Origin of the sequence: Lysobacter sp. ESA13C, assembly GCF_019970005.1 — a bacterium.
GTDB lineage: Bacteria > Pseudomonadota > Gammaproteobacteria > Xanthomonadales > Xanthomonadaceae > Lysobacter > Lysobacter antibioticus_B.
Map to the genome: position 1 here is coordinate 186,336 of NZ_JAHXYK010000008.1, position 22,881 is coordinate 209,216.

At 68.8% G+C, this 22,881-nt stretch carries 17 protein-coding genes and 1 riboswitch; of the genes, 2 read left to right on the forward strand and 15 right to left on the reverse strand.

The annotated features are described in order from the left end of the window. Positions 1 to 83: 83 nt before the first annotated feature. The 15 genes from leuB to LC490_RS17280 form a co-directional block, all read right to left on the reverse strand. Complete coding sequence (leuB, locus tag LC490_RS17210) at positions 84 to 1,172, reverse strand: 3-isopropylmalate dehydrogenase (protein WP_031370327.1); 1,089 nt, start codon at positions 1,170 to 1,172, stop codon at positions 84 to 86. After that, positions 1,162 to 1,818, reverse strand: a complete 657-nt coding sequence (gene leuD / locus LC490_RS17215) for a 3-isopropylmalate dehydratase small subunit (protein ID WP_223620978.1) — start codon at positions 1,816 to 1,818, stop codon at positions 1,162 to 1,164. Before leuD ends, leuB begins: the two co-directional genes overlap by 11 nt. Next, positions 1,818 to 3,251, reverse strand: a complete 1,434-nt coding sequence (gene leuC / locus LC490_RS17220; RefSeq protein ID WP_223620979.1) for a 3-isopropylmalate dehydratase large subunit — start codon at positions 3,249 to 3,251, stop codon at positions 1,818 to 1,820. The genes leuD and leuC overlap by 1 nt, the downstream gene beginning before the upstream one ends. A 213-nt stretch (positions 3,252 to 3,464) precedes the next feature. Next, on the reverse strand, positions 3,465 to 5,051 hold the full coding sequence (locus tag LC490_RS17225) for a 2-isopropylmalate synthase (RefSeq protein WP_223620980.1): 1,587 nt from the start codon (positions 5,049 to 5,051) through the stop codon (positions 3,465 to 3,467). Continuing rightward, positions 5,048 to 6,220 (reverse strand): threonine dehydratase, encoded by a 1,173-nt coding sequence (locus LC490_RS17230; protein ID WP_031370331.1) that lies wholly within the window; start codon positions 6,218 to 6,220, stop codon positions 5,048 to 5,050. Before LC490_RS17230 ends, LC490_RS17225 begins: the two co-directional genes overlap by 4 nt. A gap of 4 nt (positions 6,221 to 6,224) precedes the next feature. Next, positions 6,225 to 7,013, reverse strand: coding sequence for an aminotransferase class IV (locus LC490_RS17235; RefSeq protein WP_223620981.1), 789 nt, complete (start codon positions 7,011 to 7,013; stop codon positions 6,225 to 6,227). Between the two features lie 389 nt (positions 7,014 to 7,402). After that, positions 7,403 to 7,639, reverse strand: coding sequence for an ACT domain-containing protein (locus tag LC490_RS17240; protein ID WP_223620982.1), 237 nt, complete (start codon positions 7,637 to 7,639; stop codon positions 7,403 to 7,405). Further along, on the reverse strand, positions 7,623 to 9,392 hold the full coding sequence (ilvG, locus tag LC490_RS17245; RefSeq protein WP_036147827.1) for an acetolactate synthase 2 catalytic subunit: 1,770 nt from the start codon (positions 9,390 to 9,392) through the stop codon (positions 7,623 to 7,625). The genes LC490_RS17240 and ilvG overlap by 17 nt, the downstream gene beginning before the upstream one ends. Then, positions 9,392 to 10,420: a ketol-acid reductoisomerase gene (ilvC, locus tag LC490_RS17250; protein ID WP_051884318.1), complete on the reverse strand. Its 1,029-nt coding sequence runs from the start codon at positions 10,418 to 10,420 to the stop codon at positions 9,392 to 9,394. Before ilvC ends, ilvG begins: the two co-directional genes overlap by 1 nt. Before the next feature lie 58 nt (positions 10,421 to 10,478). After that, positions 10,479 to 12,209, reverse strand: a complete 1,731-nt coding sequence (locus LC490_RS17255; RefSeq protein ID WP_223620983.1) for a dihydroxy-acid dehydratase — start codon at positions 12,207 to 12,209, stop codon at positions 10,479 to 10,481. Positions 12,210 to 12,783: 574 nt separating this feature from the next. Then, a complete protein-coding gene (thrC, locus tag LC490_RS17260; protein WP_223620984.1) occupies positions 12,784 to 14,079 on the reverse strand; it encodes a threonine synthase in 1,296 nt (431 codons plus the stop codon). Positions 14,080 to 14,267: 188 nt separating this feature from the next. Next, a complete protein-coding gene (locus tag LC490_RS17265; protein ID WP_223620985.1) occupies positions 14,268 to 15,260 on the reverse strand; it encodes a homoserine kinase in 993 nt (330 codons plus the stop codon). Next, complete coding sequence (gene thrA / locus LC490_RS17270; protein ID WP_223620986.1) at positions 15,257 to 17,881, reverse strand: bifunctional aspartate kinase/homoserine dehydrogenase I; 2,625 nt, start codon at positions 17,879 to 17,881, stop codon at positions 15,257 to 15,259. Before thrA ends, LC490_RS17265 begins: the two co-directional genes overlap by 4 nt. 362 nt (positions 17,882 to 18,243) lie before the next feature. Continuing rightward, on the reverse strand, positions 18,244 to 18,792 hold the full coding sequence (locus tag LC490_RS17275; RefSeq protein ID WP_223620987.1) for a YbhB/YbcL family Raf kinase inhibitor-like protein: 549 nt from the start codon (positions 18,790 to 18,792) through the stop codon (positions 18,244 to 18,246). Positions 18,793 to 18,934: 142 nt separating this feature from the next. Further along, positions 18,935 to 19,603: a hypothetical protein gene (locus LC490_RS17280; RefSeq protein ID WP_223620988.1), complete on the reverse strand. Its 669-nt coding sequence runs from the start codon at positions 19,601 to 19,603 to the stop codon at positions 18,935 to 18,937. A gap of 84 nt (positions 19,604 to 19,687) precedes the next feature. Further along, positions 19,688 to 19,796: riboswitch (TPP riboswitch) on the forward strand. 66 nt (positions 19,797 to 19,862) lie between these two features. On the opposite strand from LC490_RS17280, the gene thiC reads away from it, so the two are divergent. Both thiC and LC490_RS17290 read left to right on the forward strand, forming a co-directional pair. Further along, positions 19,863 to 21,740 carry a phosphomethylpyrimidine synthase ThiC gene (gene thiC, locus LC490_RS17285; RefSeq protein WP_223620989.1) on the forward strand — a complete coding sequence of 626 codons (1,878 nt, stop codon included), beginning with the start codon at positions 19,863 to 19,865 and terminating at the stop codon, positions 21,738 to 21,740. A gap of 411 nt (positions 21,741 to 22,151) precedes the next feature. Then, positions 22,152 to 22,838 (forward strand): ion channel, encoded by a 687-nt coding sequence (locus tag LC490_RS17290; RefSeq protein ID WP_031370343.1) that lies wholly within the window; start codon positions 22,152 to 22,154, stop codon positions 22,836 to 22,838. Positions 22,839 to 22,881: the final 43 nt, after the last annotated feature.

A 22,881-nucleotide genomic window follows, 5' to 3' on the forward strand; every position in this document is an offset into this window, starting at 1 on the left:
ACTTTGGAGAGAGCGGTCTTGCGCTTGTCGCAGGCCGCCGGGGCGGCCTGCGGTGGATGGAGCTAGCCAGATGGAGCCAGGCGTCAGTCGCGCAGTTCGGGGATGTGACAGGGCAGTTCGAGTTGCGCCAGCACCGCGTCGGTGACCGCACGGGTGCCGACGGCTTGGCCGGCCGGGGCGAGGTCGGCGGTCAGCACGCCGGCTTCGAGCACCGCTGCGACCGCCTGCTCGATGCACTCGGCCTCCGCATTCAGGCCCAGCGAATGACGCAGCAACAGCGCTGCGCTGAGGATGGTGCCGCAGGGGTTGGCGATGCCGCGGCCGGCGATGTCGGGCGCCGAGCCATGGATCGGCTCGTACAGACCGACCTTGCCTTCGCCGAGCGAGGCCGACGGCAGCAGGCCCAGCGAGCCGGCCAGCATCGAGGCCTCGTCGGTGAGGATGTCGCCGAACATGTTTTCGGTGACGATGACGTCGAACGCGCGCGGCTTGGCGATCAGATGCATCGCCATCGAATCGACCAGTTGATGTTCCAGGGTGATGTCGGGGAACTCGTCGCGGGCGACGCGGCTGGCGACTTCGCGCCACAGCCGCGAGGTTTCCAGCACATTGGCCTTGTCGACCGAGACCACGTGCTGGCGGCGGCCGCGGGCGAGCTGGCAGGCGCGGCGCACGACGCGTTCGATTTCCTCGACGCTGTATTCGCACAGGTCGCTGGCGCTGGTCTCGCTGCGTTGCTTCTGGCCGAAATAGATGCCGCCGGTGAGCTCGCGCACCACGATCATGTCGACGCCGGCCAGCAGATGCGGCTTGATCGGCGAAGCGCCGAGGGTGGCCGAGTGCGGCTGCACCGGGCGCAGGTTGGCGTACAGGCCCAGGCCCTTGCGCAGCGCCAGCAGGCCCTGTTCGGGACGCACTTTCGCCTTCGGGTCCGACCACTTGGGGCCGCCGACCGCGCCGAGCAGCACCGCATCGGCGCGTTGGCAGGCGCTCAGGGTCGCGGCCGGCAAGGGCTCGCCGCTGGCGTCGATGGCGGCGCCGCCGATCAGGTGCTCGTTGAGGATGAACTGATGGCCGTAGCGACGGCCGACCGCGCGCAGCACTTCGACCGCGGCGGCGGTGACTTCCGGACCGATGCCGTCGCCCGGCAGAACGACGATGTCAGCGCGCATGTTGATTCTCCTGGCGGGGGTTCAGCGCCGTCGCACGGCGCTGTTCGTATTGGTTGATGGTGTCGAGTTGGCGCAGCAGATAACCGAGCTGGTCCACGCCTTCGATCAGACAGGTCTGGGCGAAGGCGTCGAGGGGGAACTCGATCGCGCGGCCGTCGGGCAGGTGCAGGCGGCGTGTGCGTACGTCGATGCGCAGCTCGATGCCGGGCTGTTCGAGCAGTTCGTCCAGCAGTTCCTGCGACACCACGATCGGCAGCAGGCCGTTCTTGAGCGAGTTGCTGCGGAAGATGTCGGCGATCTCGCTGCTGATGACCGCGCGAAGACCCAGGTCGGTCAGCGCCCACGGCGCGTGTTCGCGCGAGGAGCCGCAGCCGAAGTTGCGGCCGGCGACCAGGATCGAGGCACCGGCGTTCTCCGGACGGTTGAACACGAACTCCGGGTTCGGCAAGCCGTCCGGCAGCGCGCGCCAATCGTTGAAGGCGAACCGGCCCAGGCCCTTGCGCTCGGTGGTGGTGAGAAAGCGCGCCGGGATGATCTGGTCGGTGTCGATATTGCGTTCGCGCAGCACCACGGTGCGCGCGATCAACTCGACGAAGCCGTCGCCGGACTGCGGCGCGGCGTGGTTGGGGGACTGGGACGCGGACATTACGCGACCTCCTTCACGGCAGTGAGATAAGGACGCGGGTCGGTGACGTGGCCGGCGATGGCGCAGGCGGCGGCGGTCAGCGGCGAGGCCAGCAGGGTGCGCGAGCCTTTGCCCTGGCGGCCCTCGAAATTGCGGTTGCTGGTCGACACCGCGAGCTGGCCGGGACCGACCAGGTCGCCGTTCATGGCGATGCACATCGAGCAGCCCGGCTCGCGCCATTCGGCGCCGGCCTCGCGCACGATGCGGTCGATGCCTTCGGCCTCGGCGTCGCGCTTGACCTGCTCCGAGCCCGGTACCACCAGCATGCGCACGCGCGGATGGATGTGGCGGCCGCGCAGCACCTCGGCGGCTTCGCGCAGGTCCGACAAGCGCGAGTTGGTGCAACTGCCGACGAAGACCACGTCGACCGGCCGGCCGGCCATCGCCGCGCCGCCGTCGAAGCCCATGTAGGCCAGGGCCTTGGCTTCGTCGGTATCGCGTGCCTGCGGCAGATGCGCATCGATCGCCGCGACCTGGCCGGGATGCGTGCCCCAGGTCAGGGTCGGCTTGATCGCGCTGGCGTCGATATGCACTTCGCGATCGAATACCGCGCCGTCGTCGGTCTTGTAGGCGCTCCAGCGTTCGACGGCGCGATCGAAGTCGGCGCCGCGCGGCGCGCGCGGGGTCGCGGCGAGGTAATCGAACGTGGTCTGGTCGGGCGCGATCAGGCCGGCGCGCGCGCCGGCTTCGATCGACATGTTGCACACGGTCATGCGCTGGTCCATCGACAGCGCGCGGATGGTCGAGCCGCGGTATTCGATGACCTGGCCGGTGCCGCCGTTGACGCCGATCTCGCCGATGATATGCAGGATCAGGTCCTTGGCGCCTACACCCGGCGCCAGTTCGCCCTCGACGTTGATCGCCAGGGTCTTGGGCTTGCGTTGCAGCAGGCACTGGGTGGCCAGGACGTGTCCGACCTCGCTGGTACCGATGCCGAAGGCGAGCGCACCGAAGGCGCCGTGAGTGGCGGTGTGGCTGTCGCCGCAGACGATGGTCATGCCGGGCTGGGTCAGGCCGAGCTCCGGGCCGATCACGTGGACGATGCCGCGGTAGGCGCTGTCGAAATCGAACAGCTCGACGCCGTGGCGCGCGCAGTTGCGGCGCAGGGTGTCGACCTGGCTCTCGGCCTCGGCGGTGAAATAGGGCAGGCGGCCGTCGGCGCCGGCCGGCAGGGTCGGGGTGGAGTGGTCGAGCGTGCCCTTGGTCAGGTCCGGGCGGCGCGGCGCGAGCCCGCGCGATTCGAGTTCGGCGAACGCCTGCGGCGAGGTGACTTCGTGGATCAGGTGCAGGTCGATGTAGAGGACCGCGGGCACGGCATCGCTTTCGGGCGATACCAGGTGCGCGTCCCACAGTTTGTCGAACAAGGTGCTGGGAGGAGCCGAGGTGGTAGTCATGGAGTCCGGTGTTCTGTCTGGCTGCTATGGCTGGAGTGGTTCGTAGTGGCGCCGGAGTTCGGTGGTTTCGTCCCTAGCCGAGTCTTTCGGCTGTCGTCCCCGCGACGGCGGGGACCCAGGGCTCTATCGCAGCAGCACTCTGAAGTCTCTGGATCCCCGCCTTCGCGGGGATGACGACTTCGGGAAGACGCGACGGCCGGAGAGGGGCGAGATTCATGCCGTAGCCGTCAGCCGCTGCGGCGCCTGTTGCGTGCGGCGAATGCGATTGGCGACATCGAGCCAGGCCAGGGCGCTGGCCTCGATGATGTCGGTGCTGGTGCCCGAGCCGGTCATCTCGATGCCGTCGATGCGCGCGGTCACGCTGGCCTGGCCCTGGGCGTCGTCGCCGGTGGTCACGCTCGATACGTTGTAGCTGTCGATGCGCAAGGCCACGCCGGTCGCGCGCGCGAGCGCGGCGAACAAGGCGTGCACCGGGCCGTCGCCGATCGCCGCCTCGCTGACCGCGGCACCGTCGGGATCGAGCAACTGCACGCTCGCGGTCGGCAGGCTGCCGTCGGCGACGCCGGTGCTGACGTGCGCGCGCACCAGGCGATGGCCGCGGGCGGCCTTGGCGTCGGCGCCGAGCACCAGCGACTCCAGGTCGGCGTCGAACACCTCGCGCTTCTTCTCGGCCAGGGCCTTGAAGCCGGCGAACACCGCGTTCAAGCGTGCCTCGTCCAGGGTGAAACCCAGGGTCTGCAGGCGGTCGCTCAAGGCGGCGCGGCCGCTGTGGCGGCCCATCACCATCTGCGACTGCGCCCAGCCCACGTCTTCCGGATGCATGATCTCGTAGGTGCCGCGGTGCTTGAGCATGCCGTGCTGGTGGATGCCGGATTCGTGGGCGAAGGCGTTCTGGCCGACAATGGCCTTGTTGCGCTGGACCACCATGCCGGTGATGCGCGACAGCAGGCGCGAAGTCGGCACCAGCCGGCGCGTGTCGATGCGGGTGCCGACGTTGTAATAGGCGTTGCGCACCCGCAGCGCCATCACCAGTTCTTCCAAGGCGCAGTTGCCGGCGCGCTCGCCGATGCCGTTGATGGTGCACTCGACCTGGCGCGCGCCGCCTTCGATCGCGGCCAGGCTGTTGGCCACGGCCAGGCCCAGGTCGTTGTGGCAGTGGGCGCTGAACACGGCGCGGTCGGCATCGCGCACGTTCGCGCGCAGGTACTCGAACAGGCTGCGGATTTCGCTCGGCGTGGTGTAGCCGACGGTGTCGGGGATGTTCAGGGTACGCGCGCCGGCCGCGACGGCGGCGCTGCAGATCTGCGCCAGATAGTCGTGTTCGGTGCGCAGCGCGTCTTCGGCCGAGAATTCGACGTCGTCGACGTACTTGCGGGCCTGCTCGACCGCGGCGATCGCGCGTTCGATCACCTGCTCCTTGTCCAGGTTGAGCTTGTGCTGGCGGTGCAGCGGGCTGGTCGAGATGAACACGTGGATGCGCGGCTTGGCGGCGCCTTCGAGCGCGCGCGCGCAGGCTTCGATGTCGCCGGAATGGCAGCGCGCCAGGGTGGCGAGGGTGGAGCCGCGCACCTCGCGCACGATCGCGCGGGTGCCTTCGAGATCGGCTTCGGAGCTGGCCGGGAAGCCGGCTTCGATGACGTCCACGCCGAGTTCGGACAGGGCGTGGGCGAAACGGAGCTTTTGCGAGGCGGTCATGCTGCAACCGGGCGATTGCTCGCCGTCGCGCAGGCTGGTGTCGAAAATGGTGACGTGTTGAGGCGCGTCGGTAATCGGTACTACCGGTCCTGGCGAGTCGTTCATGCGGGGACTTCCTCTGTTACAGCTGAATGGCGGATGGAATACGGGGCGTCGGTGGCGGGGCGGGAGTCGGGGCCGCTCGGGCCCCGGCTAAGTCGCAGCGCGGGAGGAAGATTGGCCAGCGTATAAATGTCCGCCTCGATGGTTGCGGTCTCGCGACCGAGCGCTTCGCGAGTGCGGCGGCGCGGGCGCCGCGGCGCGCGCGGGCGCACTTCCGAGAGCAGGCGTGCCAGCACGCCGGCATCCAGGTTGCCGCCGGAGACGACCGCGCATTTGCGCTTGCCGACGATGCGGCGGCCCGCGGCCAGGGCCAGGGCGCCGGCGCCTTCGGCGATGATGTGTTCTTCCAGGGCCAGGCGGACCAGGGTCTCGCGCAGCTCGGCTTCGCGGACGATGACGATGTCGTCGAGCATGCTCTCGAGCACGCGTTCGGTCAGGCGGCCCGGGTCCTTGACCCGCACGCCGTCGGCCAGGGTCGCGACCGGTTCGATCAGGCGGCGGTCGCCCTTGAGCGCGCGCGCCATCGAGTCGACGCCTTCGACCTGGGCGCCGATCACGCGGATGCGCCGCGCCGCGGGGGTGCGCGCCAGCAGTTCGGACTTCAGCGCCAGGACCACGCCGGCGGCCAGGCCGCCGCCGCCGATCGGCACCATCACCACGTCGGGCGCGAACGCCGCCAGTTCCAGACCGACCGTGCCCTGGCCGGCGATCACGTCGGGGTCGTCGAAGGCCGACAGCAGGCGGTAATCGTGCTGGTCGGCCAGTTCGATCGCGAAGGCCTTGGCCTCGTCGTAGGTCTCGCCGTGCAGGCGCACGGTGGCGCCCCAGTGGGCGACGCCGGCGATCTTGGTCTGCGGCGCGCAGCGCGGCATCACCGTGATGACGTTGATGCCCAGGCGATAGGCCGCCCAGGCCAGGCCTTGCGCATGGTTGCCGGCGGAAGCGGCGATCACGGTGCGGTGATCGCCGCGTTCGCGCGCCGCCAACAACGCGTTGAGCGCGCCGCGCACCTTGTAGGAGCCGGTGCGCTGCAGGTTCTCCAGCTTCAGCCAGCAACCGAAACGTTCGGCGTGGTGCAGCGGGGTGGGTTCCAGATAACGCCGCAGCCGCGCCTGCGCCGCCAACAGATCGGCGGCGCTGACTTGGGCCAGGCTGGCTACGTCGCAGTCCACGGCGTCAGACCGGGGTCAGCCACGAGGCGTAGCGCGATTCCTCGCCCCGCACCACGCGTGCATACAGGGCGGCGAGCTCGCGCGTGACCGGGTTGTCGCCGAACTCGCGGCGGTCGAGCACGGCGATCGCGGTCGCTTCGGCGGCGGTGCCGCAGACGAAGACTTCGTCGGCGTCGAGCAGTTCGTGCAAGGTCACTTCGCGCGACTGCGCGCCCGACAGCTCGATCATGGTGTCGCGGGTGATGCCGGGCAGGGCGTCGCGATGGTCGACCGAGGTGATCACGCCGTTCTTGACCATGAACACGTTGGCGCCGGTGCACTCGACGACATAGCCCTTGTCGTCGGTGAACAGCGCTTCGTCGAAGCCGCGTTGCTTGGCTTCGCGCTTGGCCAGGATCGAATTGACGTAGGCGCCACTGAGCTTCAGTGCCGGCAGCGAGGTGGCCGGGTTGCGCTTCCACGGCGACACCGTCAGTCGGGTGCGCGCGCCGCCCAGGTGCACGACCTTGGCCAGAGTCGCGATCATCAAATGCTGGGTCAGCGGATCGACGTCCAGGCCGATGGTGCCGGTGCCCATCCAGGTCAGCGGACGGATGTAGGCATCGCGATGGCCGTTGGCGCGCAGGGTCGCCAAGGTCGCCTCGCTCGCGCGTTCGACATCGAAGTCGATGCCGAACATCTGCGCGCCCTTGCGCATGCGCTCCATGTGCTCGGGCAGGCGGAACACCGCCGCGCCGCCGTCGGCGGTGGCGTAGCTGCGGATGCCCTCGAACACCGCGGTGCCGTAATGCATGGCGTGAGTGGTCAGCGGCGCTTCCGGAGTGTCGCCGGAGATGAAGTTGCCGTCGAACCAAATGAGCGGTTGATCAACCGCAATCGGGACTTCGCTGGCAATGCGGGACTCAGAACCACGAGCGGCGGTCGAACTAGCGACTTCAGCGCTTGGGACTTCACTGCGAGCGCGGGACTCAGAGTTTTCAGCAGAGGTCGGCGCTTCGACTTCAGCACGGGGGACTTCACTGCGAGCATGGGACTCAGAGCCACGAGCCGCGCTCGAACCATCGACTTCAGCGCTCGGGGCTTCGCTGCGAGCCGGCGCATAAGCCCGCTCGCGCATCGTCGAGGCGGCCTGTGCGGGCGATTGCGCCTCGGCTTGCGCCGGACGCTCCAGGATTTCGGCATTCAGGTGCATGGGGAAACCTCGACAACAAGACAGTCGTAAAGCTTGGCGAGCTGGCTCTGCAGGGCGGAGTCGGCGCGGTCGCCCTCCACCGTCATGCGCAGATGCCAGCGATCGCCGTCGGGTTGCGCCTCGCCGTCCACAGACAGGGGACGGAAGCCGCGACGTTCGGCGGCGCCCAATACGCGAGCCAGCGCGCCTTCGGCCTGGCGCAGGGTCAGTTCAAGCTGGTATCGCATGGGCGTCCTCCTTTTCGGCGGTGGTGGGGGGCGTCAGGCTGACGATCGCGTCGGCGTCGTTGGCCTCGGGGTCGAGCATCTGGGCGTTGTTGTGGTTCGGCGGCACCAGCGGCCAGACGTTGGCGGCCTGGTCGATGGCGACGTGCAGCAGCACCGGGCCCGGGGTGTCGAGCATGTAGGCCAGCGCTTCCTCGACCGAGTCGGCGCGGTCGACGTACATGGCCTTGATGCCGAACGCGGTGGCCAGGGCGCAGAAGTCCGGGTTGTCGGACAGGTCGATCTCGGAATAACGGCGTTCGAAGAACAGTTCCTGCCACTGCCGCACCATGCCCAGGGCCTGGTTGTCGAGCAGGACGATCTTCACCGGCAGGCGGTAACGCGCGGCGGTGGCCAGCTCCTGCACGTTCATCAGGAACGAGCCGTCGCCGCTGACGCAGATGACCTGCGGCTCCGGTTCGCCGTCGCGGCGCAGCGCCAGTTGCGCGCCGATCGCTGCGGGCAGGCCGAAGCCCATCGCGCCGAGGGCGCCGCTGGTCAGGTGCTTGCGCGGGTCGTCGAAGCGCCAATGCTGGGCGACCCACATCTGGTGCTGGCCGACGTCGCAGCTGACCACCGCTTCAGGCGCCAGTTCCGACAGGCGCTTGAGCAGCGACGGCGCGTACACGCTTTCGCCGGGCGCGTCGTAGCGCGGCGTGCAGTCGCGTTTGCGTTGCAGGCAGGTGTCGCGCCAGCTGCGGCGTGCGTTGCCGTTGCGGCCGCGCAGTTGCGCGGTGCAAGGCGGGGTCAGCGCATCCAGCGCACGGCGCAGGTCGCCGTTGACCGCGGCATCGGCGTGACGCAGCTTGCCGATTTCGCAGGCGTCCAGATCCATGTGGACCACGCGTGCGTTCGGTGCGAACTCGGCCAGCTTGCCGGTGGCGCGGTCGTCGAAGCGCGCACCGACCACGATCAGCAGATCGCATTCCTGCACCGACATATTGGCGGCGCGGTTGCCGTGCATGCCCAGCATGCCCAGGTTCAAGGGATGCGCGGCCGGCAGGGCGCCCAGGCCCTTCAGGGTCAGCACCGCCGGGATCTGGCAGCCGTCGACGAAGGCGCGGAAGGATTCGACCGCATCGCCCAGAGCGATGCCGCCGCCGCCGTAGATCAGCGGCTTCTGCGCATGTGCGATCAGCGCCGCGGCTTCGTGATACGCCGCGTCCGGCGCGCTAGGCACCGGATCGGTCGGCAGCGGCACGTGCGCGGCCAGATGGGTGGCGTCGGCGTTCTGCACGTCCTTGGGCAGATCGATCAACACCGGGCCCGGACGGCCCGAACGCGCCAGCCGGAAGGCTTCGGCGACCATGCCCGGCAGATCATCCACCCGGCGCACGATGAAGCTGTGCTTGACGATCGGCATGGTCATGCCGAACACGTCCAGTTCCTGGAACGCGTCGGTGCCCATCAGCGAGGTCGCGACCTGACCGGTGATGGCGACCATCGGCACCGAGTCCAGCATCGCGTCGGCGATGCCGGTGACCAGGTTCGACGCGCCCGGACCGGACGTGGCTACGCATACACCGACTCGCCCGCTGGCACGGGCATAGCCGTTGGCCGCGAAAGCCGCGCCTTGCTCGTGACGGACCAGCACATGCTTGAGGTCCGACCCGTGCAGGGCATCGTAGAAAGGCATGATCGTGCCGCCCGGATAACCGAACAGCGTGTCCACGCCTTCTGCGGCCAGTGCTTGCACCAGCCAGCGGGCACCGTTCATCAGGCGGCCTCTTCCTGTCGTTCGCCGCGGGGCGCGGCGGGTGCGGCGGTCTGCGCTTTGGGCGCGGTGTCCAGCCACTTCATGTTGGCGCGCAGCTTCTTGCCGACGGCTTCGATCGGATGATCGAGGTCGCCCTGCTTGAGCTTCTTGTAGTTGGCGTTGCCCGAGGCGTATTCGGCGATCCACTGGCGGGCGAAGGTGCCGTCCTGGATTTCCGCCAGCACCTTGCGCATCTGCGCCTTGGTGTTGTCGTCGACCACGTAGGTGCCGCGGGTCAGCGCGCCGTACTGGGCGGTTTCGCTGATGAACTCGTGCATGCGGGTCACGCCGCCTTCGTAGAACAGGTCGACGATCAGCTTCAGTTCGTGCAAGCACTCGTAGTAGGCCACTTCCGGCTGATAACCGGCCTCGACCAGGGTTTCCCAACCGGCCTGGACCAGCTTGGTCGCGCCGCCGCACAGCACCGCCTGTTCGCCGAACAGATCGGTCTCGGTCTCTTCTTTGAAGGTGGTCTTGATCGCGTTCTGGCGCGCGCCGCCGATGCCGCCGCAATAGGTCAGGGCGAACTCTTCAGCGCGACCGCTGGTGTCCTGGTGCACGGCGTAGACGCTCGGCACGCCGCGGCCGATTTCGTATTCGCGGCGGACCAGCGCGCCGGGGCCCTTCGGCGCGACCAGCACCACGTCGAGGTCGGCGCGCGGGGCGATCTGGCCGTAGTGCACGTTGAAGCCGTGCGCGAACAGCAGGCAGGCGCCCTGGGCGATGTTGGGTTCGATCACGTCGCGGTAGAGCTGCGCCTGGACCATGTCCGGGGTCAGTACGGCGACCAGCTCGGCGCCGGCGACGGCTTCGGCCGGCGACTTGACGGTGAAGCCGTCGGCCTTGGCCTTGATCTCGGTCGGGCCGCCCGGGCGCAGGCCTACGGTGACGTCGAAGCCGGAGTCGCGCAGGTTCAGCGCATGGGCGCGGCCCTGGCTGCCGTAGCCGACGATGGCGATCTTGGGGCGGGAGGCGGTGCTGGTGGTCATGACGGATCTCGGTAGGAAGGAGTGAGTGCGGAGGAGTGAGGAGTGAGCGGAGGTGCGGTCACGCGGGTTCTGGAAACGGGGTGTCGATCAGCGCTGCGTCGATCTTTTTCGATGACGGCGATTGCAGCGGGCCGGGCGCGGTAACCGCGCCCTGCGAGGCCGAGCCGACCAGGCGCGCGTACTTGGCCAACACACCGGTGGTCACGCGCGGTTCGATACGCGCGGGCTCGCGCGCGGCGAGGTCGGCGGCGACGTCGAGACGACGCGTCTTGACGTCGATGCTGACCACGTCGCCTTCGCGCAGACGCGCGATCGGGCCGCCGTGCGCGGCTTCCGGCGAGATATGGCCGACCATGAAGCCGTGGGTGGCGCCGCTGAAACGGCCGTCGGTGATCAACGCGACGTCGTTGCTCAGGCCCTGGCCGACCAGCGCGGCGGTGACCGCCAGCATTTCGCGCATGCCGGGGCCGCCGGCGGGACCCTCGAAGCGGATCACCACGATGTCGCCGGCGTTGATCCGGCGCGCCTGCACCGCAGCGAACGCGGCTTCTTCGGAATCGAACACGCGCGCCGGGCCGGCGAAGTGTTCGCGGCCGTGACCGGCCAGCTTGAGGATGCAGCCTTCGGGCGCCAGGTTGCCGTACAGGATCGAATAGCCGCCGCGCGGCTTCAGCGGGTCGGAGATCGGGCGCACCACGTCCTGGGTGTCGGCCATCCGGGCCTCGGCCAGTTCCTGGAAAAAGGAACGGCCGGTGACCGTCGGAATATCCTCGATCAAACCGGCCGCTTTCAATTCGCGAGCCACCAGTGCCGCACCGCCGAATTCGAACATCTCCGCGGCGGTGTAACGGCCGCCCGGTTTCAGGTCGGCGATGACCGGCGTATGCGCGGCGGCTTCGAACTCTTCCAGGTCGAAGGCGACGCCGGCTTCGTGGGCGATCGCCAACAGATGCAGGGCCGCATTGGTGGAACCGGCGGTGGCCGAGACCGCGCGCGCTGCGTTGCGCAACGCATGGGGAGAGAGAAGCGCTCGCGGTCTCGGCCCGCCATTGCGCAACTGTTGCATGACCATTTCGCCGCAGGCGCGCGCGGCCTCGGGCTTGTCGGCGTGGATCGCCGGGATGTCGTTGAGGCCCAGCGGCGACAGGCCCAGGAAGGTCAGCACCATCGCCATGGTGTTGGCGGTGAACTGGCCGCCGCAGGCACCGGCGCCGGGGCAGGCATGCGATTCGATGCGATGCAGCTCGGCGTCGTCGATGCGCCCGGCCGAATGCGCGCCGACCGCCTCGAACACGTCCTGCACGGTCAGCGGCTTGTCGTCCTGGCCGGCCTTCGACGGGCAATGGCCCGGCATGATCGTGCCGCCGTAGAGGATCACGGTCGGGATATCCAGACGCGCCGCGGCCATCGCCGCGGCCGGGATGGTCTTGTCGCAACCGACCAGCAGCACCATCGCGTCCAGGCAATGGCCGGACACCGCCAGCTCGATCGAATCGGCGATGGTTTCGCGCGAGGCCAGCGAGGCGCGCATGCCGTCGGTGCCCATCGCGATGCCGTCGGTGACGGCGATGGTGTTGAACTCGATCGGCGTGCCGCCGCCGTCGTGCACGCCGCGGCGCACGTGCTGGGCCAGGTCGCGCAGGGTGATGTTGCACGGCGAAACGTCGGACCAGGTGTGGACGACGGCGACCAGCGGTCTGGCGATGGCCGCGTCGTCGAGGCCGGTCGCACGCAACATCGCGCGTGCGGGGGCTCGGGCCGGGCCTTGCTTGATGGCGTTGCTTCTCACGAACAGGTGTTCCTAAGTCGTTGGCGACAGGAACCCAGGGCCTTAAAACGAAAAACCCCGCGCCTTTCGGGCGCGGGGTCTAGGTTCTTTCGACCTGGGTTGTGTGGTTTTGCTACACGAACCCGACTCCCGCGCTGGTAAGCGAGGTAATAAGTACGAGGACGAGAATAATCGTGGCGATGGCCGGACCGTGTCGGAGCGCAACGCGCGCGGCGTCGTTCGAGGCCTGCTGGGCCTGGACCGAAGTCGTCTGCGAGTGGTTGTTGCGCTGCGTCATGTCAGCGAGAAGAACATGCCCGTTCTGGGCTTGTCAATAGTTTCTGGAAAAACCATCCGGACGCGTGCGAGCGGTCACAGCCCGCCTGGTCCGGCGAATGTGTCTTGCCACCATTGCCGGTCCTTCTACTCCAAAGAGTGCGATCGCTGGCCGCCCCACTTTGGAGAGGGGGATTTGCTTTGGCTTCGATCTCAGCGGTGGAAGCAAATCCCCTCGCGTCGGCGCGTTCAGACTTCATGTTCACGCGCCAGGCGTGGCCCCGTCTTCAAAGGGGTACATAGACCGCGGGCGATCCCTTTAGGCGCCATCCGCCAACAAGCGCTCCCGCAGCGCCGCATAGTCGGCCGCCAACGGCTCCGCGTTCGCCGGCCGGGCCAACGACTCGGCCAGCGCCGGCGGCGGTTCCACGGCATGACCGATCAAGGGCTCGACGATGCTGTCGAACTTGGCCGGGTGCGCCGTCGCGACCACCGCCCAGGGGCGTTCGTCGCCTTGCGCGCGCAGGGTCTCGAGCAAGTGCAGGCCAGTCGCGGTGTGCGGGCAGGGCACGATGCCGTGGCGCTGCGGCGCGTTGCGGATGGTCTCGGTGATGGTGGCATCGTCGACGCCGGCCGCGCGCACCGCGGCACGCAGTTCGGCATCGTCGCGGTGCCAATGGCGCAGGCGCTCGAAGTTGCTCGGCGCGCCGACGTCCATCGCGTTGGCGAGGGTCGCCCGGGTCGGCTGAGGAAGATAGTCGGCGCCGGCGAAATAGCGCGGCAAGGTGTCGTTGGCGTTGGTCGCCAGCACGATCTCGCCGATCGGCAGTCCCATGCGCTTGGCCACGAAGGCGGCGCAGGCGTTGCCGAGGTTGCCGGTGGGGACGATGAAGTTGAGCGGCTCGCCGCGTTCGGCGTAATGGCGTGCGGCGGCATGCGCGTAATACGCCGCCTGCGGCAGCAGCCGCCCGAGGCTGATGCTGTTGGCCGAACTCAGCGGCCGTTGCGCGCGCAGGGCTTCGTCCGACAGCGCTTGCTTGGCCAGGCGCTGGCAGGCATCGAAATCGCCGTCGACGCGCAGCGCGCGGACGTTGTCGCCCCAGCAGCCCAGGCCGTGCGCCTGGCGCGGCGAAACGCGCCCATCGGGATAGAGGATCACCACCTCGAAACCGGGGCGGCGATGGAAGGCGGCCGCGACCGCGGCGCCGGTGTCGCCCGAGGTCGCGACCAGAATCGTGGTCTGCGGCGCATCGGCCTCGCGCAGGCCGGCGAGCGCTTCGGCGAGAAAACGCGCGGCGTAGTCCTTGAATGCGGCGGTCGGGCCATGGAACAACTCGAGCAACCAGTCGTCGGTACGGGCGAGCGGGCGCAGCGGCGCATCGAAGGAGAATGCGCGCTCGCAGATCTCGGCAAGTCGTTCGCGCAGGCGCGAGTGCTCGAAATACGGTGCCAGGACTGTCTGCGCCGTGTCGGTGAGGCGTTCGGCTTTAAGCGGCTGCGACAAAGGCGGGATGCGTTCGGGCACGTAGAGCCCGCCGTCGGGCGCGAGACCGGCGACGAGCGCCTGATCGATCGCGGTCGGCGGGGTGTTGCCGCGGGTGCTGAGGAAGTTCATGCGATGTCCGGAAGTGATGGTGTTGCGCTTGCAGGGAGAGCAGTCCCCTCGGTCCCCCTTTATCAAAGGGGGAAGACAAGCACGTCGAATAGGTGGAAGCAGGAAGTAGGTGAAAGCCGGAAGCTCTTGCCGTTGCTGTTCCCCCCCCTTTGGGAAAGGAGGCAGGGGGGATTTGCTCTGCTTTTCCGCTACCCGATCACCTCCGCGCGCGGTCCCGCCACCGGCGTGACGTAAGCGCGCGAATCGAAGCCGGCATCGGCGAAGGCTTGCTGCATCGCCGGTGCCGCCGCAGCGGCTTCGGCGCGCGAAGCGAACCAGGCGAAGCAACTCGGGCCGGCGCCGGAAATGCTCGCGCCGAGCGCGCCGTGATCGAGCGCCGCCGCCTTGACCGCGGCGAAGCCGGGGATCAACGGTGCACGGCGCGGTTCGACCAGCAGGTCGACCAAGCCTTCGCGCAGCAGGCCGGCGTCGCCGCGCTGCAAGCCGGTCAGGAACAGGGCCAGGTGCGCGCTCTGCTTCACCACCAAGGGCAGCGCATACGGATCGGCGAGCACGGCGCGGGCGCGCCGCGTTTCCAGCACCTGGTCGGGATGCACGACGACCGCGTACAGCCAGTCGGGCACCGACAGCGGAATCATCCGCGTCGAGGTCGCCATGACCACACCGCCCAGCAACATCGGCGCGACGTTGTCGCCGTGGCGGCTGCCGCTCGACACCGATTCGCCGTCGAGGGCGAATTCGTACAGCGCATCGCGCGACAGCGGTTGCGCGAGCACCGCATTGGCCGCTACCAGGGCGGCGACGCAGGACGCCGCCGAGCCGCCGAGCCCGGAGCCGAGCGGTATGCCTTTGTCGAGCTCGAGTTCGAAGCCGTGCTCGAGACCGAGTTTTTCGCGCAGCGCGATCAAGGCCTGGCCGGCGGTGTTGCGCGCGGCTTCCAGCGGCAGCGAGTCGGCGCCGGGCACCTCGCCGCGGATCGCGCGGATGCGTACTTCGGGCGCCTCGATGCGCCGCACCGTGGCGACATCGCGCGGTCCTTCGATCGAATGGCCGAGCAGGTCGAAGCCCACGCCGATGTTGCCGACGCTGGCCGGCGCGAACGCGCTGGCCTGGCGCCGCTGCGCGGCTGCGTCGGCGGCCGACGGAGCGGAGGAGGAGGCGGAAGAAAAAGCGGCGCTCATGCACGGGCTCCAAGGGTTTGCGCGATCGTCAGCAGGTCGCCGAATACGCCGGCGGCGGTGACGTCCGGGCCCGCGCCGGGGCCTTGCACCACCAGCGGATTATCGGCGTAACGGCGCGTGCGGAACTGGATCAGATTGTCGGTGAGCGCGCCGTGCAAGGCGGCATGGCCCGGCGGCGGCGAGACCACGCCGACGCTGGCGCGGCCTTCGCGATCGAGACGGGCGAGGTAGCGCAGGCTGAGGCCGGCGGTGCGCGCGGCGTCGAAGCGCTGCTGCAGCGGCGCATCGAGTTCGTGCAGGCGCTCGAAGAATTCTTCCTTCGATACGCTGCGCAGCGCTTCCGGCACCAGGCTCTCGACCTCGATCTGGTCGAGCGACAAGGCGCGGCCGGCTTCGCGGGCGAGGATCACCAGCTTGCGGGCGACGTCGGTGCCGGACAGGTCGTCGCGCGGATCGGGTTCGGTATAGCCCAGCGCATGCGCTTCGCGCACGAGTTCGGAGAACGCGGTCTGGCCGTCGTAGCGGTTGAACAACCAGGCCAGCGTGCCCGAGAGGATGCCTTCGACTTCAGTCAGTTCGTCGCCGGTGTCGAGCAGCGAGCGCAGGGTCTGGATCACCGGCAGGCCGGCGCCGACCGTGGCTTCGTAGCGGAACTGGCCGCCGCTGCGCTCGGCCTCGCGGATCGCCTCGTAGCGCGCCAGCGGGCCGGAACCGGCGTGCTTGCTCGGCGTGACGATATGAATGCCGGCGGCGATCCATTGCGGATAGAACGCGGCGACCGCGTCGCTGCCGCTGCAATCGACGATCAAGGCATGCGGGATGTGCTCGGCGCGTACGTGCGCGGCGAAGCGTTCCAGGTCCAGGGTTTCCATGCCATCGGCGGCCAGCGCCTCGTGCGCATCCTCGAAGGCCATCGCGCGCGGCGCCAAGTGCATGCGGCGGCTGTCGGCGATCGCGCGCAGGCGCAGGTCGACCTTGTTGTGGCGGCTGTCGCGCTGGAAACGCGATTGCGCTTCGTGCAGTTGCGCGAGCAGGGCGCGGCCGACCTTGCCGGGGCCGATCAACCCGATCGACAGGCAATGCGGCGACAGCCAGAACGCCGAATGCGCGGCGCGCAGGGCGCGGGTGGCGTCGCGCGCGGCGATGGCGACCGAGATGTTGCGCTCGCCGGCGCCCTGGGCGATCGCGCGCAGGTTGATGCGCGCCTTGGCCAGGCCGTCGAACAACTGCGCGGCGACGCCGGGCGTGCCGACCATGCCGTCGCCGACCGCGGCGAGCACGCAGATGTCCGGGGTGACGGTGACTTCCTGGGCCTGGCCGTCGGCCATGGCATCGGCGAAGGCGGCGACGATGGCGTCGCGGCCGCGTGCGGCCTGGTCGGCGCGCACCACGCAGCAGATCGAATGCTCGGACGAGCCCTGCGAAATCATCGTCACCGACACGCCGGCGCTGCGCAGCGCGCCGAACAGGCGTTCGGCGGTGCCGGGCACGCCGACCATGCCGTTGCCGATCAGTTCCAGCACCGCCAGGTCGTGGACCAGGCTCAAGCCCTTGACCGGCGCCGCATCGGGTTCCGACACCAGGCTGATCAAGGTGCCGGGCGCCTGCGGATTGCGGGTGTTGCGGATGCGCAGCGGGATGCCGCGTTGCTGCACCGGCGCCAGCGTTTGCGGGTGCAGGACCTTGGCGCCGAAATAAGCGAGTTCGCAGGCCTCGGCATACGACATCGTCGGCAGGCACACCGCATCGGGCACCAGGCGCGGGTCGGCCGACAGCACGCCGTCGACGTCGGTCCAGATCGTCAGCGCATCGGCGTCGAACAGGTTGGCGAAGATCGCCGCGGAGTAATCGCTGCCGTTGCGGCCGAGCGTGGTGTCGTGGCCCTGGGTGTCGCGGGCGACGAAACCGGTAACGACGACATCGTTGTCGGCATGGTGTTTGCGCCAGTCGGCGAGGCGCGCGCGGCTCAGCGCCCAATCCACGCCGACGCCCATCTCGCCCGGATGCACCACCAGCACCTCGCGCGCGTCGAGCCGCGTCCAGCCCGCGCCATCGCTGCCGAGTGCGGCATGCATGAGGTAGGAAGACAGAACTTCGCCGAGGCCGGGCAGGGCATCGGCGTAGGCGCCGTCGGAGGCGGTCGCGAGCGCTTCGAGCGCCGCGCGCAGGCCATCGAAGTCGGTCTCGATCGCCGCGTGTGCACCGTGACGGTGTTGGCCGTCGAGTGCGTCGGCGGTGTCGAGATGACGCTGGCGCAGCTCGGACCAGGCCGGTACCCAGTTCTGGCCGGCGCGGGCGTCGGCGACCAGGGCGACCAGCGCATCGGTGACGCCCTGCATCGCCGAGACCACCACTACCCGCTGCGGTGCGCCGTCGTCGAGCAGGCCGGCGGCGACGCGGTAACGGCCGGCGTCGGCCAGGCTGCTGCCGCCGAATTTGTGAGCATGGCGTGCGGGCGCGCGTACCGGGGCATAGGCCGATTCCTGCGCCGGTGACGCGGCGAAGGCTTGCGCGGGTTTGGACGGTTCGGCGTCGGACCCAGCCGCTTCGGGCGGGTCGTCGGGGCCTTGTTGAGCGAGGCCTGGCTGAGCGAGGGCGGGCTGAGGTTGAGCGGACGACATGGAAAACTCCTGATGGAGCTCCGTGTCCCGGTTCGGGTGAGGCTGGCAGCCCGCACCCTGGTCGGGTGCGGAGCGGCGTGGTCGATTAGCTGGACACGCCCGTCCGCACCTTGTGAGAGGTGGTACCGGTACCGGTGGTGGTAATCGACATCGACACAATCGCCGATACCCCGCCTTGCGGCTGGGTCGAGACGTTGTGGGCGATGGCGAAGGCGGGGTGCATGGGGCTAGCAATAACCCGTCGTTGTGCGGCGCGTCAAGTGGGGGGCGGCAGGAATGTGGCGAACGGCGGAATCGGCCGCCGCCCGGGCCCCTGTCCCCAGCCGGACGCGGACCCGGGCGGGGGACGCGCCGGCGCGGACTCAGCGGCCGTAGTTCGCGGTGATCCGGGCCTGGCCGATGACGTGATCGCGCAGCATGAAGGCGGCCAGGGCGCCGCCGGCGTTGGCGTCGACCTTGAGTTTGTCGACCTTGAGCGCCCACACCGTGAATTCGTAGCGATGCGTGGTGCCGGCCGGCGGGCAGGGCCCGGCATAACCGGGCTTGCCGAAATCGTTGCGGGTCTGCACGGCGCCCGGCGGGAAGGCCTTCGCAACCGCGCTCGCGCCGCTGTCGAGAAACGTGGCCTTGGCCGGGATGTTGACCACCACCCAATGCCACCAGCCCTTGCCGCCCGCGGCGTCGGGATCGTGCACGGTGACCGCGAAACTGCGGGTGCCGGCCGGTGGGTTGTGCCAGGCCAGCGCCGGCGATTGATTGGCGCCCTTGCAGCCGAAACCGTTGAACACGTAGCGCGCGTCGATCGTGTCGCCGTCGCGGATGTCGGGGCTTTCGACGACGAAGTCGGCGGCCGATGCCAGCGGCGAAGCGAGCAGCAAGGCGATGGACAGAGCATGGCGCAACAGGTTCATGGCGTGGCATCCGTGTGGGCGATGGACCGAGGCGAAGGCATCGGCGGGTCATGGGCGTGCAAGCAGCACGATCATGAAAGGAGCGGCTGTGCATTATCGCCAGCCGGCGCGGCCTGGCGAGTGTCGGCGCGTCAGGCGTGGCTCAGCTGCCCCACGGCGGCGGAGGCGCCGACACCGGTTGGGTCAGGTCGAATTCGACCCGGAACAATCGCCCCGGGCGGGCGAGTTCGTAGACGAAGCGGCGCTCGTCGATCTCGATCGCCCAGACATTGGGAATCGAGACCGCGCGGCCGAGCTTGCCGAACAAGGCCTTGCTTTCGTCGTCGGCGGGAAACTCGTAGCGGCCGGCGCGCGGCGATTCGCGCCAGTCGCCGCCGTATAGCGTCATGGCGTCGGCGCTGCCGTCGGCGTGGCGATGATCGTGCTTGAGATTGAAGCGCACGCCATCGTCGCGCAGCACCCAGGTGCGCGAGCGGTCGTCGCCGACATGGAACGGCACCCGGATTTCGTTCGCCCCGCATTCGCGCACGTGCATGACCAGCGGCTTGCCGGCGAACGGGTCGTCGGCGCTCTTGGGGGTGTCGACGACGACGCGCCCGGCGAAGGCCTGGCCGCACAGCGGGCGCAGGCGGTCGAGCAGGTCGGAGCGATGGCTCGCCGCGGTGGCGGCTGGCGCGGCGGCGCCGGGGGCGGGGCCGGGCTTCGCCGCCGGGCCGGAGCAGGCGGACAGAGCGATGGCCAGCGGGGCCACGACCAGCGCGGCGAGGGTGGGCAGAACGTGGGCGCGTCGGCGCGGCAGGGTCGGTTTCATCGCCGAACCCTAGCCGGCCCGGTCATCGCGGGCAATCGCCGCCGTCGCCGGATTGGCGCCGTCGCCGGTTTCCATGTCTAATGCGCGTTGAAGCGGGGGTACCGCCGATGGCCTGAACGGCCCGGTGGTTGAGACAGACCCTTCGAACCTGATGCGGTTTAGACCGCCGTAGGGAAGCTTCGCCGGAGGCGCCTTCAGCGCGTCCGCGCGCCGCCCGCTTCGTCCCGGCTCGAATGAGCGAACTACAGGACGAATTCCGATGAATGCGGTGCCCTCCGAACTGATCCAGCAAGCCGAGAAGCTGTCGGCCGACGTTACCCGCCCGATCCCCGGCTCGCACAAGATCCACGTGCAAGGCTCGCGTCCGGACCTGCAAGTACCGATGCGCGAGATCGCGCTGGCACGCACCCCGACCATCTTCGGCGGCGAAGACAACGCGCCGCTGGCGGTCTACGACACCTCGGGCATCTACACCGACACCGGCGCGGTCATCGACCTGGCTGCCGGCCTGGCGCCGCTGCGCGCCGGCTGGATCGCCGAACGCGGCGACACCGAGGCGCTGACCGGCCTGTCCTCGGAGTTCGGCCGCAAGCGCGAGCACGACCCCAAGCTCGCCCATGTGCGTTTTGGCAACCGGCCGTTGCCGCGTCGCGCCATGGGCAGCGCCAACGTCACCCAGATGCATTACGCGCGCCGCGGCATCGTCACGCCGGAAATGGAATACATCGCGATCCGCGAGAACCAGCGCCTGGAAGCGATCCGCGAAGGCCATCTGCTGACCCAGCACCCGGGCCAGAGCTTCGGCGCGAACATCCAGAAAATCATCACCCCGGAATTCGTCCGCGACGAAGTCGCGCGCGGCCGCGCCATCATCCCGAACAACATCAACCACCCGGAAAGCGAGCCGATGATCATCGGCCGCAACTTCCTGACCAAGGTCAACGCGAACATCGGCAACAGCGCGGTGTCCTCGGGCATCGCCGAAGAAGTCGAGAAGCTGGTGTGGTCGATCCGCTGGGGCGCCGACACGGTCATGGACCTGTCCACCGGCAAGCACATCCACGAAACCCGCGAGTGGATCATCCGCAACTCGCCGGTGCCGATCGGCACGGTGCCGATCTACCAGGCACTGGAAAAGGTCGACGGCCGCGCCGAAGAACTCAACTGGGAGATCTTCCGCGACACCCTGATCGAACAGGCCGAGCAGGGCGTGGATTACTTCACCATCCATGCCGGCGTGCTGCTGCGCTACGTGCCGCTGACCGCCAAGCGGGTGACCGGCATCGTCTCGCGCGGCGGCTCGATCCTGGCCAAGTGGTGCCTGGCGCACCACAAGGAGAATTTCCTCTATACCCACTTCGAGGAAATCTGCGAAATCATGAAGGCCTACGACGTGGCCTTCTCGCTCGGCGACGGCCTGCGTCCGGGCTCGATCGCCGACGCCAACGACGCGGCCCAGTTCGGCGAGCTGGAAACCCTGGGCGAGCTGACCAAGATCGCCTGGAAGCACGACGTCCAGACCATGATCGAAGGCCCCGGCCACGTGCCGATGCAGTTGATCAAGGAGAACATGGACAAGCAGCTCGAGGTCTGCGGCGAAGCGCCGTTCTACACCCTCGGGCCGCTGACCACCGACATCGCCCCGGGCTACGACCACATCACCTCGGCGATCGGCGCGGCGATGATCGGTTGGTTCGGCACCGCGATGCTCTGCTACGTCACCCCGAAGGAGCACCTGGGCCTGCCGAACAAGCACGACGTGCGCGAAGGCCTGATGGCCTACAAGATCGCCGCGCACGCGGCCGACCTGGCCAAGGGCCACCCGGGCGCGCAGGCGCGCGACAACGCGATGAGCAAGGCGCGTTTCGAGTTCCGTTGGGAAGACCAGTTCAACCTCGGCCTCGATCCGGAGCGCGCCCGCGAGTACCACGACGAGACCCTGCCGAAGGACGCGCACAAGGTCGCGCACTTCTGCTCGATGTGCGGCCCGCATTTCTGTTCGATGAAGATCACCCAGGACGTGCGCGACTACGCCAAGGAACACGGCGTCGAAGAAGTCGCCGCGCTCGACGAGGGCATGGCCGAAAAGGCCGCCGAGTTCCGCGCCCAGGGCGCGGAAGTCTATCGCCGCGCCTGATCGTCGCAGGCCGTCGAGAAAATCCGGCGCGACGCGGCTGCGTCGTGCCGGATTTCCAACATCGCGCCGCTTCTCCTGTAGGAGCGGCATAAGCCGCGACCAACCGAAGCGTCGTACGAAAGCGTCGCAGCCGAAGTTCCGATGCGCGGATGCCCGATCTTTTGCCGTTGGGTAGGAGCGGCGCAAGCCGCGACTAACCAAAGCGTCGTACGAAAGCGTAGTAGCCGAAGTCCCGAACTCCCGAAGCCCCACGGCTCTGATCGAATGCGATCCGGATGCCTGCCGCTTCGGAGGCTTGCGTGGTATTCGGCCTCCTCGGCTGATCGCGGCTTGCGCCGCTCCTACTCTTGAAGCGGTTGCGAGGCTCACCCCTCTGTGCGCCGTCCGCCAAGTCCTGCACACTCTCGCCGCATGAGCGACCGTAGCTACACTTCCCTCAAATGGCGCGTCCACGCGCGACGCCATCCCTCGGCCTTCCTGCTCGCGGCGCAACTGCTGAGCATGCTCGCCTATCCCCTGTTCGAGCCGTCCGGCGGCGGGCGGGTGGTGTTCGGCGCCTTCGGCGTGCTGGTGCTGGCGCTGGCGGTGTGGGTGGTCAACCGCAGCCCGGCGATCAAGTGGATCGCCTGGATCATCGCGGTGCCGGCGTTCGTGCTGTCGGTGTTGTCGGTGCTGTTCGCCAGCCCGGACCTGCTGATCGCCTCGTCGGCGCTGGAGGCGGCGCTGTACTTCTACGCCGCCGGCGCCCTGATCGCCTACATGATGAGCGACCATCGGGTGACCGCCGACGAACTGTTCGCGGCCGGGGCGACCTTCACCCTGTTGGCCTGGGGCTTCGCCTACGCCTTCCTGGTCTGCCAGGCCTGGTACCCGGGCAGTTTCACCGGTGCCGAGCGCCCGGGCGAGCCGCGTACCTGGCTCGAACTGTTGTTCCTGAGCTTCACCAATCTGTCGGCGGTCGGCCTCGGCGATATCTTGCCGATGAGTCCGGCGGCGCGGGTGCTGACCATGTTCGAGCAGTTCGCCGGGGTGGGGTATATCGCCGCGGTGGTGTCGCGCCTGATCGGCCTGACCATCCTGCGCAACGAGCGGCAGTGAGGCTGTAACACCCCCGGGTTACAGGACAATGCGCGGGCCCGGA